The following is an 11,753-nucleotide window of genomic DNA, read 5'->3' on the forward strand; positions in this document are numbered from 1 at the left end:
TTAAAAAGAAAATTACAAAAAATAGAAAGTAGTGTGTAGATGATGGAATTTATGATAGACACCGCCAATATAGAAGATATTAAAAAATTTGAAAAAATACTTCCTTTAGCAGGCGTCACATCCAATCCTTCAATCATCAAAAATGAGGGGAAAATAGATTTTTTTACACATATGAAATTGATTCGGGCTATTATTGGTGAAGGAAAATCCTTACATGTTCAAGTTGTTGCGACAAGCTATGAAGGAATGCTTAAAGATGCTGAAACGATTGTATCAGAATTAGATTCAAAGGTTTTTATCAAAGTACCAGTCAGTGAGACTGGCTTAAGAGTAATTAAAGAATTGAAAAATAGAGGGTTGAACGTGACGGCGACAGCTATCTATAGTAAATTTCAAGCGTATTTAGCAATTGCAGTAGGTGCTGATTACATTGCTCCGTATTTTAACCGAATGGAAAATTTAAACATTGATCCAAAGGAAGCGATTAGTGAAATGGCAAAGGAAATTACTCGAACGAATAGCAAAACCAAAATTTTAGCGGCGAGTTTTAAAAATGTTGGACAAATCAATGCAGCATTTCAAAATGGCGCACAAGCTGCAACTATGGGTGTTGATATTATCAAACAAGCATTTGATATGCCGTCGGTTGAAAAAGCAATTGTTGATTTCACCGCTGACTGGGAAGCTATATTTGGAGAAGAAACCACCATTGCTTCGCTTAAATAATCTTTGGAGGTTTAAATATGAAAAAAGTATTTGCAAGTCCATCTAAATATGTTCAAGGAAAAACTATTTTAGTAAAGGGAATTTCATATATTAAAAATTTAGATAATGAAGTTCTGTTACTTCGCGATGATAGTTATTCACGTGTCCCTTTCAATGAGGAAGCTTCTACGGCAGAAATTAATCGTGTGAACAAGATTAGCAAAGTTAATCAATTTAATCTTGTCATTGGATTATGTGGTAGTAAAAAAATTGATGCTTCTACGATATCTTTATTAGATATTTATTCAGATAAAGATGTCTTTGGAATATATATTTTACAAAAAAAATCCTGAACTAATTTTAGGAGATACCGCAGTTATTTCAAAGGCGCTAAGTAAACATTTAGAATTGCTGAGACACTGGCTACTTGGGTTATAGACCGTTCAATCATTGAAGCGCAAACGGGTGCAGACCAACCATAGCAGCAGAAGATAGAACATATGCATTGTTTGCAGTTGATGCATGTGTTCAGTCATTAAAACAGTAGCACACACTACATATAAGAGACTAGCCGAAATTCACGAAAATTACTATTCAAATTTTTGTGAATTTTGGCTTATTCTGAGTGTTTTGTCCTTTTCTCATTGTTTACTATAATAGATAATTAATCAGAAAACATAGTTGCAAAAAATCCCTTATAATACAAGAAAACTTAGATTTATGAAGCCTGATAAACAGATTATTGATGCGCTGTATAGATGGATTTTTTCTGAAATTACGAGCTATTGCTTCAAAAGTGATTATTATTTGTCTTAAACGTGAATTTTTTTCGAAACTTCGTGAAAAGTTGAGTGAATCACAAGATTTTTGGACGTACTTATGGTAAAATAAATTCAACTTACAGAAGGTCAAATACTGTTTTAAAGATAAAGGGTAGGTGGATATATGAAGAGATACGGAAAGAAAATCAACAATAGTTGAGGACTTTTGATGTTTTCATAATTAAAAAGTTTATTAATTGGAATGACTGAATGTGTGATTCAGTGTTTAGCGCATTAAATATTACTGAAGAGTTTGACTGACGGCTTAAAAGTAATTAGGAAACAACCTAAAAAGATAAGTGCTAGATTCTAAGCACCAAAGAAAACATCAGAATCAATATATTTGAGAGGAATTAAGAATGAATGAAAAAAAAATTATTATCACTCCAGATGATTTGTGTATTGCTCAGTGTTAATTTAATACCAGTAGTTGGTTACGCTGATGAATTAACGCAGTCAGGCCCAGTCGAAGAAGGTACAACTGAAGCAACCGAAAGTTCTTCAACAGAAGATACTACAACACCGACTGATTCATCTACCTCTGAAGCGGAGACTGGTACAACTGAAACAACCAATTCTAGCCCAGAATCTTCAGAAGAAGCGCTACCTCCTGCAAGTAGTTCAGAGGAAGTACCAGAAGTACAACCAAATACTCCAATTGAAACGCCAACTGAACAAGTCGTACAGGAAACAGCTGATCATGTACCTAGTGAGGAACAATTGGATCAAGCAATCAAAATTGTAAAAAATGAACCAACAGAAACATTTATTCGTCGCATTGGTGAAAAAGCACGTGCTGTAGGTCAAAAAAATGATTTATATGCTTCTGTTATGATTGCCCAGGCAATCTTGGAAACTGGTTCTGGCAATAGCGATTTAAGCCAACAACCTTATCATAATCTCTTTGGAATCAAAGGTGAGTATAAAGGGGAGAACGTTGTCTTTTCTACACAAGAAGATGATGGATCTGGTAATTGGTATACAATCGATGCTTCTTTCAAAAAATACCCTGGATACAAAGAATCGTTTGAAGATTATGCTAAGTTAATGAAAGAAGGCATAGATTCAAACAAAACAATCTATTCAGGTACTTGGAAGTCAAATGCCGTGAGTTATCGCGAAGCAACAAAATCTTTGACAGGTGTTTATGCTACTGATACTAATTATGATCAAAAACTTAATGCTTTTATCGAAGAATATGACTTGACTGAATATGACAAAGAGAAACCATCTACATCAACAAGTGGAATTATTGTTTCTGATAGTCATCCAGATAGTGATTTTAAAGAATATTCTGGTGAAACATATTCTGGATCAGAGGCTTATGCTGCAGGAAACTGCACGCAATACGTTTATAATCGTATCGTTCAATTAGAAGGTTATGTTGAGTCAACGATGGGGAACGGAATGGACTGGGGTGCAACTGGTAAAGCGAATGGCTATGAGGTGTCTAATAAGCCTAAAGCTGGAACAGCGGTTAGTTTCCAACCAACAGTTGCGGGAGCTGATGGAACATATGGGCATGTAGCGTTTGTCGAACATGTCTATGATGATGGTTCTATTCTCATCTCAGAAATGAACGTTGCAGGTTTAGGAATGGTTTCATTTAGAGTGATTGATAAAGATACGGCGAACACTCTAGCGTATGTAACACCTAAATAAACCTATTGTAATTTTGAACTAAAATGGTTCTTTGTAACTAATCTTATTAAAGAAAATTAAAAGAAACGAAATCGACTATTATAAAGTCTAAAGGAAATGGCTCATTGTCAAATCGGACTGATGAGAAAAAATAGTAGAGTTGGTTATTGAAAGGAAGAGCCTTTTGATAACCAACTTTTTTGTTAAGTCATTTTTATCAAATCGTTCATAAGAAAAATTCGTGTTTTCATATTTTGAAAGGATTTAAAGCCATAAGAGACACGCTTGAGTGTTTTTATATGTGTATTCATTGCTTCTAGTTTCCCGTTAGAATAGGGATAAATCATGGCATTACGAATGCCTTCTTCATAAGTTAATAAATTTGTGATGCTCGTACGAAATGGTTCATCGAACTCTTCTGGAAGAGTTCGCAATTGCTCAAAGAATTCTTGGTGATTTTTCGTTCGGAACGCTTCTGCCAATTCGTGAAAGACTTGATAAGTAAAACGAAGTCTAGGCGAAAAATCAAGAAGTCGCTCAATCATCATTGCTTCGGTTAGATAAGGAAACTTTGGTGCCCGAAAACTACGCCATGTTTTGTAGGTTGAATGGTTGATTGTCGTTCGATCTTTTAGTAAAAAGCGCCAATTGCTTTTCAATTTATTGGCGCAGATGAAGCTCATTTTATCCTCAAGAGAAGTATGGGAACGAAACTCATCCACCATCAACACAGAGGGTAAATAGGTTTGCTTTTGTTTAGGGAGATACGCTCAGTATACGAATAACGGTTGTAATCGACACAAGGCACAGAGAAGCGATCAAGCGAAGAGACATTTTTTCTTTTAATAAAGAGAGAAACTTCCCGGAAACATGCTTGGCGATAAAGCAATGTGGGGCAACAAAATAAGCGTTTGCCGTCCAATGACGAGAACAATTTCGACAAGAATAACGTTGTTTCGCTAGTTCCATGACTAAGAACAATTCGTGAAACGAAACAGCTAAAATTGTTAGGTTTTCATCTATGATTCTCAATATTTTTTTGATATCATGAAGCATAGCCTATCGTTCCTCTCCGTTAGATTTGGTGTCGCAGCTTAATTCTATCAGAGAACGATATTTTTTTATCTAAAAATGAACATGGGACTGAGAAAAGTATTTCTACTTTCATCAGTCCCATTTATTTTAGAGCCAGAACCTTCTAAGGCTAAAATTCTAAGCACGTTAATAAGATGATTAAAATAAGATAACTAACTGTTTTCATTTTTAAAAATATAAGTGATTTATCACCAGCATTAAAATATAATTTGTAGATTATTTTTATAAAAAAATAGAATATTCATTTGAAAAATTATGGTTTAACAGTTCTAAATCTTCTGAAATCCGATGTTATATCTTCGGAATAGGAAATGAAAAAATATACTTTTTAGCATATTAATTTTTTAATATTTTACAAAATAAATTTAATATGTTAGATTAAATTTAAAAAATAATGATAATAATTGCTCTCCAAAATAAATAATCCTGCGGTTTAAAATGATACAAGAATAAGCATCCAGATTTTTATATGTTTCTATAAATAAAATCAGATAGTCATTTGTTTATTTTCGATAATTATTTTGGTTGCTACCTTAGCCAGTTTAAGTAGCTTTTTTTTAAAGCGCTTTCTGGTGTAAATCAATCGTTTGCTATCGTTTGATTTTTTCAATTTTAATATATTTTTGGATTTTAAAAAAAGTGAATCGCTATTTTTAAGGAGTGGAGGGTATCGATAGTATGTCTTGTAAGTTGAAAATAAAAAAATTTTAGGAGGATTAGGATGAAGAAACTAGTAAAAATATTGATAATGGCAATGTTGGTCGGACAATATGTGAGCCCTATGGCGAGCATAGCGCAAGAAGAAGGGGCAGTTTCTTCTACAGAGCAAACATCAAAAGAAGAAAACGAAAAAATGAAAGAATCATCAGAGCAAATACAAAATTCTCAGACTGAAAAAAGTCAAGAAGAACAAGTAGCACAACCAACACAACCAACAGAAGATTATTTGGAAAATAGTACAGTAGCCAGTAGCGAAGAAGCATCAAATGCTCCCCCTAGCTCTGGTATGGAAAGAGCTACTAGTGAAAATGGTCCAGTAGGTCCTGATATAACGACAGGTCCTAAAGTTATCGGAAAAATAGTAGATGCGCCTTATGTTACTATATTGGATCCAAATACGTTTATAGATTCAAAATATTCATTTACCCCTATTTTCACCGCAGAAACGAAAACAACGTATATTGAAAATGGTGCAGAAGTATCCTTAGGTTCTCAAAATACTGTCTATATAAGGAAAGCTGTTGTTACTGCTAGCCAGAATACGTATGTTAAATTCGATAATATCGGATATTACAATGGAAGAAAATTAGGTATGAATGTAGTCCCAGTTGAGTTTACGGGAGACGAATTTCAAATAGTTATTAAAAATATCCCTGCAGGCGCTTCTACACTAGGGGACTTCCAGCCAGGATCTATAAGGAATACACCGTCTTCATTACCGCCAGTACTAGAATATCGATTTTTTTATGAAGACACAAATGAAGCTGCAGAAATTACAGGACATTTTAATATGGGACAATTGGATCTACAGGAGTGGTTGGCATTTTATCCAGAAACAAATATCGTTCAAAGTCTGGTGGTTAGAAACAATGTATTAAACCAGATTGAACTTCCAGCTGGGACTGTATCAGGGGTTGCCAGACAAAGCACGGATGGTAATTCGGTCAGTTTGAATGATCCTAGAAATACATTTTCTATTACTTTTGGACCGACGACTAAAGTTAAATTAAAACCTGGGGCAGAGCGTTCTGGTAGTATAAACAGTACAATTGGATTTAGTAGATTATTTCCTGGAAATTTCGATAATCCAGATCCTATAAAAGAAGTAGAAAATAAGACGTTAGAAGAAAAAAATGCGACATTTAATATCACGCAACTAATGCCTAATAGAACAGAAGATAATCAATATTCATCGTTTATTTTAGAAGATACTATTGAAGATGTTTTAACAATAAATAATGTTCAAATTTACAATGGATTAGGAACAAATGTATCTAATAACTTTACTATACAAACAATCGGTCAAAGAGTGACGGCTTCTGCAAAACCAACTTTTTTGACGGATGTAAACAACTATGGTCAGTACTATAGAATGAAAATTTCAACAACGTTAAAAGATAATCTCACTCCTGAACAAATAAAAAAATATCAAGTAGGAAATTTATTAGATGTACCTAATACGGCAGACCGTACATTCGATACTGATAAATCGAGTACTAATAAAGTTTCTGCTCAATTTTCTGGAATAATAACACCAGCAGAAGTGACGGGAGAAAAATTAGTCAATGGAACAAACGGAACGAAAGCCTATCCAGGAGATACACTGACCTATACAATTAACTTGACACATAAAGATGGAACCGGTGAGTGGAGTGGAAGCATTACTGACACGTTACCGCAAAACTTAACTTTTGTGCCAGGAACAACAACTTTTAACGGTCAAGCACAAGATGACAATGTCGTATGGAAAGACGGTGTTTTAACCATACCCAACGTGACCCTTAATGACTCAGATAAAACAGCAAAAGTAGAATTTCAAGCAACTGTTGGAAAAGAAGCAGTAGGAACATCTGTCGTGAACAAAGTAGAGGCGCAACCAACACCGCCAGTTGATCCATCAGATCCAAACAATCCCAAAACACCAGAAATACCAGCAGTACCAACAGAAATAGTACCGAGTGCGGGAGCATTAGAAACAAGTAAAAAAGCGTTCGACGAAGCAGGACAATCCATCAATAATCAGATGGTTAAAGTCGGAGATGTTATTGAGTATCGCGTGTCTGCTAAAAATAAATCTGCAGCAGAGACGATTGTAAATAATGTACAAGTAAGCGATACAATTCCAGCAGGATTAAGTTACGAAGTTGGATCATTGAAAGCAACCTATCCAGATGGAACAACAAAAGCCTTACCAGATAGTCAAGTGAATGGCCAACAATTGGACACAGAAAACCTGGGCAACTTAAAAGGCGCAGAAGAAGTCGTTGTGTCCTTTAAAGTAAAAGTAACAGAACAAGCGACAGGAACAATTAAAAATGTCGCGACTGTAAAAGCAACAGTACCACCTGAAAACCCTAACGATCCAGATAAACCACTAGATCCAGAAGAACCACAAGTATCTGTAGGCATACAAGGAGAAGTGACAGGAGAAAAATTAGTCAACGGAACAACCGGAACGACAGCCTACCCAGGAGATACGCTGACCTATACGATTAAACTGACACATAAAGATGGAACCGGTCAATGGAGTGGAAGCATTACAGACACGTTACCGCAAAACTTAACTTTTGTGCCAGGAACAACAACTTTTAACGGTCAAGCACAAGACGACAATGTCGTATGGAAAGACGGTGTTTTAACCGTACCAAATGTGACTGTTAATGACTTAGATAAAACAGCGACAGTAGAATTTCAAGCAACTGTTGGAAAAGAAGCGCTAGGAACAACCGTTGTAAACAAAGCGGAGGCGCAACCAACACCACCGATTGATCCATCAGATCCAAATAATCCAAAGGTACCCGAAATACCGGAAGTACCGACAGAAGTAGTGCCAAGTGCGGGAGCATTAGAAACAAGTAAAAGTGGATACAATCAAGCAGGACAATCTATTGATAATCAAACTGTCAAAGTTGGGGATATTATCGAGTACCGTGTGTCGGCTAAAAATAAATCTGCAGCAGAGACGATCGTAAATAATGTGCAAGTGAGCGACACCATTCCAACAGGATTAAGTTACGAAGCTGGAACATTAAAAGCAACCTATCCAGATGGAACAACAAAAACCTTATCAGACAGTCAAGTGAATGGGCAACAATTAGATACAGAAAACTTGGGTAGTCTAAAAGGCGGAGAAGAAGTCGTTGTATCCTTCAAAGTAAAAGTAACAGAACAAGCGACAGGAACGATTAAAAACGTTGCAATCGTAAAAGGAACAGTACCACCAGAAAAAATTGGAGATCCAGAAAAACCATTGGATCCGGAAGAACCACAAGCATCTGTAGGTATAGCAGGGGAAGTGACAGGAGAAAAATTAGTCAACGGAACAACCGGAACGACAGCCTACCCAGGAGATACGCTGACCTATACGATTAAACTGACACATAAAGCTGGAACCGGTCAATGGAGTGGAAGCATTACAGATACGTTACCGCAAAACTTAAGTTTTGTATCAGGAACAACAATATTCAACGGTCAAGAACAAGACGATAGTGTTGTATGGAAAGACGGTGTTTTAACCGTACCAAATGTGACTGTTAATGACTTAGATAAAACAGCGACAGTAGAATTTCAAGCAACTGTTGGAAAAGAAGCGTTGGGAACAACTGTTGTGAACAAAGCAGAAGCGCAACCGACACCGCCAATTGATCCATCAGATCCAAACAATCCAAAGATACCCGAAATACCGGAAGTACCAACAAAAGTAATTAAAAGAGTGGGCGTATTTGAAACGAGTAAGAAAGTCTATGATGAAGCAGGTCAATCCATCGACAATCAAACCGTTAAAGTTGGAGATATTATTGAATATCGTGTGTCTGCTAAAAATAAATCTGCAACAGATGCGATTATAAATAATGTGCAAGTGAGTGATACAATACCAGCAGGATTAAGTTACGAAGCTGGATCATTGAAAGCAACTTATCCAGATGGAACAGTTAAAAACTTACCGGACAGTCAAGTGAATGGTCAACAATTAGATACAGAAAACTTGGGCAGTCTAGACGGTGGAGAAGAAGCCATTGTGTCCTTTAAAGTAAAAGTAACAGAACAAGCGACAGGAACGATGAAAAATGTTGCATCAGTAAAAGGAACAGTACCATCAGAAAATCCTGGAGATCCAGACAAACCATTGGATCCAGACAAACCACAAGTATCCGTAGGTATACCAGGAGAAGTGACGGGAGAAAAATTAGTCAACGGAACATTAGAAACGAAAGTCTATCCAGGAGATACGGTTACGTATACAATTAAATTGACACATAAAGACGGAACGGGTCAATGGAATGGAAGTATTATCGATAAGTTACCGGCAAATCTAAATTATGTGCCAGGAACAACAACATTCAACAGTCAAGCACAAGACGACAGTGATGTATGGAAAGATAATGTCTTAACTGTACCGAATGTGATAGTTAATGATAAAAATGAAACAGCAACTGTTGAATTTAAAGCAATAGTTGGAGAAGAAGCGACAGGATCGACTGTTGTAAATAAAGCACAGGCGATAACGCCTAAGACGGATCCAGTAGATCCAAACAAACCAAAAGAACCTGAAATTCCAGGAGTTCCGACGGAAGTAATGCCAAAAGCCGGAACATTGGAAACAAGTAAAAAGGCATATGATGAAGCTGGCAAGTCGACCGACAATCAAATGATCAAAGTCGGGGATATCATTGAGTATCGCGTGTCTGCTAAAAATAAATCTGCAGCAGAGACGATTGTAAATAATGTACAAGTAAGCGACACAATTCCAACTGGATTAAGTTATGAAGCCAGAACATTAAAAGCAACCTATCCGGATGGAACAACAAAAACCTTACCCGACAATCAAGTAAATGGTCAACAATTGGATACACAAAACTTAGGCAGTCTAAAAGGCGGAGAAGAAGTTGTTGTGTCCTTCAAAGTAAAAGTAACAGAACAAGTGACAGGAACAATTAAAAATATTGCGATTGTAAATGGAACAGTACCTCCGGTAAATCCTGGAGATCCAGATGAACCATTAGATCCCGAGAAACCAGAAATAACTGTTACGACTATTCCTAGTCAGCCTGAGACACCGGGAAATACAAATAGTCCTTCTAAAGGGAAACTTCTAAATGCTGGAGAAACAATGAATTATATGTTACCTGTCGTAGGAATTGGTATCATTTTGATTGTTTTAGGATATAGAACAAAAAGAAAGGGATCAAAATGAAAAGAAAGTTAATCGTTTTAGTAATTTTGCTGCTCATCCTATGTAGCTGTGGCAATAAAAAAAATGAACGCAATGGATCCAATGAAGACGAAAAAACTTCTCAAAAAAACAATTCAAACGAACAACATGTGCAAGAAAAAACGAATTCGGTCATCACAGAAGTAGAAAAATAAGAAAAGTAGTTCTAGAAATCAGAGATCTGGACTGAAGTTTTAAGCTCCGAGAAATTAAGTGAGAATTTACGAAAATAACAACAAGCAGGGAATCTCAAATTAAATTTTGATGGATCGCTCATTGGTACTTTTCAAGTTATAGTGAATTCTCTCTTATTTCCGAAGTTTTAATCTTAATTCTTTCTATTTTTTGTAGTTAGATTTTAGTCGTTTTCACTCAAATGGTAAAAAATTTATAGGCATTAAAATAAGTTGATCTTATTATTAGCTATTTTATTTTGTTAAAATAGTCCTATTTACTTTTTCTTAATCACTCTATAGAAAACCTAAACGATTTAGGCATAGTTTCTTCAAATTTTCACGTTATTATTTAGTCATACCCAATAACAAACCCAAACAAAACACTTTTTCATTTTTACTCCTCAAGTAAAAAGAACTCCTTGCCACCGCCTACCCAGCGGTGGTTATTTTTATGAAAAGCGTTGATAATATAGCTTTTTTAAAATTTAATAACGATAACATTCTTATTTTATTAAAGCAATTTTTGTATGAACTTTGTTCAAAATTTGCATTTTTATTTGCATGATTTTTGCACGGAAAATAGTTGTAAAAATAAATTGGAATATGTTATTATATTGGGTAAAATAAGTCAAGTTATTGTGAAAACAGCTTTATGTAGATGTAAAAAATACAGTTTTAATCGAAAGGAAATGAGAGTTATGTCTACAACAGCTAAAGTATTAAATAAAATGCAAGGATTGCTATCAAAAAATGAAAGCGGATTAAAGACAGAAGAATTGTGGGTAGAATTGTTGAAAGATAAAGAATTAGGAAAAGAATTAATTGGCAACGATGGAAAAAGAAGAAGTGGAGTAGTTGTTGGATTAACCACTCGAATTAAAAATGGTAAAGTGGATAATTTGAAAGTAGTTAAAAATAGCAATAATCAATTAGTCTATATTGCTTCAGCTAATAATTTGGATTTTATTAACAAAACAACGCAAAAATTTATTAATGATGTGGAAAAAATTGGCTTTGGAAAACTAAAAGATTATACTGCAGAAGATAAGAAAGTTGTGAAAAAATACGAACAAGTAACGAAAGAATTTTATAAAGCATCGTTAGGGCTAAGTGATTTATCAGAAAAATTAGAAAAAGAGAAAATAAGTAAGAATAAAAAAGAGGTCAAAGAAACAGAAAGTATCAAGAAAAGTAAGGGATAATTGCAAATTGTAAAAGCTGATAAAACTTTTGAGACAATAAACTAAATCTGAGCTATACTTATATTAGGATAAGAATCAAGTTAGCGATAAAAAAAGAATAAATGCAAATCAAACTATATTATTAAAGGGATAATTAATGATGAGTCTACATGATAACATATAAGAATATAGAGGGAAGCAA

6 protein-coding genes and 1 pseudogene are annotated in these 11,753 nt (G+C 35.0%); 6 read left to right on the top strand and 1 reads right to left on the bottom strand.

Features of this window, described 5'->3' with window-relative positions; all coding sequences use genetic code 11:
• Nucleotides 1-42: 42 nt before the first annotated feature.
• The 3 genes from AC4BBR_RS05195 (at nt 43) to AC4BBR_RS05205 (ending at nt 3,188) form a co-directional block, all read left to right on the top strand.
• On the top strand, nt 43-726 hold the full coding sequence (locus AC4BBR_RS05195) for a fructose-6-phosphate aldolase (RefSeq protein WP_490462072.1): 684 nt from the start codon (nt 43-45) through the stop codon (nt 724-726).
• A 17-nt stretch (nt 727-743) separates the two neighbouring features.
• On the top strand, nt 744-1,058 hold the full coding sequence (locus AC4BBR_RS05200) for a hypothetical protein (protein ID WP_490461498.1): 315 nt from the start codon (nt 744-746) through the stop codon (nt 1,056-1,058).
• 831 nt (nt 1,059-1,889) lie between these two features.
• On the top strand, nt 1,890-3,188 hold the full coding sequence (locus tag AC4BBR_RS05205; protein ID WP_490461499.1) for a glucosaminidase domain-containing protein: 1,299 nt from the start codon (nt 1,890-1,892) through the stop codon (nt 3,186-3,188).
• A 182-nt stretch (nt 3,189-3,370) separates the two neighbouring features.
• On the opposite strand, the pseudogene AC4BBR_RS05210 reads toward AC4BBR_RS05205, so the two are convergent.
• Nucleotides 3,371-4,223 (bottom strand): annotated as a pseudogene (locus tag AC4BBR_RS05210) (transposase).
• 760 nt (nt 4,224-4,983) lie between these two features.
• Between AC4BBR_RS05210 and AC4BBR_RS05215 the strand changes: the two are divergent.
• From AC4BBR_RS05215 to AC4BBR_RS05225, 3 genes are all read left to right on the top strand, one after another.
• The gene (locus tag AC4BBR_RS05215) at nt 4,984-10,176 is read left to right on the top strand and encodes an isopeptide-forming domain-containing fimbrial protein (RefSeq protein ID WP_490461500.1); all 5,193 of its coding nucleotides are present in this window, start codon (nt 4,984-4,986) and stop codon (nt 10,174-10,176) included.
• Nucleotides 10,173-10,349 carry a hypothetical protein gene (locus AC4BBR_RS05220; protein WP_490461501.1) on the top strand — a complete coding sequence of 59 codons (177 nt, stop codon included), beginning with the start codon at nt 10,173-10,175 and terminating at the stop codon, nt 10,347-10,349. Before AC4BBR_RS05215 ends, AC4BBR_RS05220 begins: the two co-directional genes overlap by 4 nt.
• 719 nt (nt 10,350-11,068) lie before the next feature.
• The gene (locus AC4BBR_RS05225; protein WP_490461502.1) at nt 11,069-11,572 is read left to right on the top strand and encodes a hypothetical protein; all 504 of its coding nucleotides are present in this window, start codon (nt 11,069-11,071) and stop codon (nt 11,570-11,572) included.
• Nucleotides 11,573-11,753: the final 181 nt, after the last annotated feature.

The sequence above is a fragment of the Enterococcus sp. AMC1251 genome (assembly GCF_058216535.1).